This is a genomic window from Kocuria sp. ZOR0020 (assembly GCF_000800955.1).
Lineage (GTDB): Bacteria > Actinomycetota > Actinomycetes > Actinomycetales > Micrococcaceae > Kocuria > Kocuria subflava.
The window spans coordinates 1-1,153 of sequence record NZ_JROX01000377.1; the positions used below are offsets into that span (position 1 = coordinate 1).

Annotated in this window: 1 protein-coding gene; it reads left to right on the forward strand. The window is 70.5% G+C overall.

Going from position 1 to position 1,153, the window contains the following annotated elements; all coding sequences use genetic code 11:
- The coding region (locus tag L979_RS13870) for an AAA family ATPase (protein WP_047692851.1) at window positions 1-1,153 on the forward strand (1,153 nt) is incomplete at both ends.

Sequence of the window (1,153 nt, forward strand, 5' to 3'; positions counted from 1 at the left end):
AGTGGGCGAGGTCGGGCAGGCTGTGATGGAGACGGTCGGTGAGAAGCGTTCGACCTGGACACGGTGGAACCTGCACGCCGAGGCATTCCGGCAGTTGATGGGCTGGCGGTTCGCGAGCGTCGAAGACCGGGAGGCGATCACCGGCCTCGTCGTGGACGCGGCCGAGCGCGCATCCCTCCGGCTCACCCCGCCGGAGTTGGCGACCAGCCCGCTCGAGTTCCGTCGCCCGGACGGCACCACGAGGTTCCGTCCCCGGCACTCGACGTTGTTCTCGTCCGAGGCGCTGCTTGCCGCCGAAGACCGCCTCCTTGCCCGCGCCGACGCGACGACCGGACCCGCGGTGTCGTTGGCGACGGTGGAGCGGGTCGCCCGCAAGCCCGACGCACGCGGCCGTGTGCTCGGTGAGGATCAGGCCGCGGCCCTGGCCGCGATCGCCGTCTCTGGTCGGGTCGTGGATGTGCTGGTCGGTCCGGCCGGTGCCGGGAAGACCACGGCCATGAGCGCGCTGCGCCGGGCATGGGAGAAAGAGCATGGCGCCGGGTCCGTGGTCGGGTTGGCGCCCTCGGCGGTCGCCGCGCAGGTCCTCGCCGACGATCTGGGGATCGCGACGGAGAACACAGCGAAGTGGTGGCAGAGCCACCTCATGCACGGCACCATGTTCGAGGCGGGTCAGCTCGTCATCATCGACGAAGCCTCCCTCGCCGGCACCGCGTCACTGGACCGGATCACCCGCGAGGTCGAGAAGGCCGGAGCGAAAGCCCTGCTGGTCGGCGACTGGGGCCAGCTCCAATCGGTCGATGCCGGCGGCGCGTTCGGCCTGCTCGTCCACTCCCGCGACGACGCCCCGGAGCTTCACGACCTGCACCGCTTCACCCACGCCTGGGAGAAGACCACCTCCTTGCAACTCCGCCACGGCCGCACCGAAGCGATCGACACGCTCATCGACCACGGGCGGATCACTGGCGGCGAATCAGAGGCGATGATCGACGCCGCCTATACCGCCTGGCAGCGCGACCTCGCCACCGGCCGAGCGTCGATCCTCGTGGCCGAGACCCACGAGACCGTCACCACGCTCAACGCTCGGGCACGGGCGGACCGGATCATCGACGGTGCCGTGAACCCGACCCGTGAGGTCGGTCTGCACGATGGCACC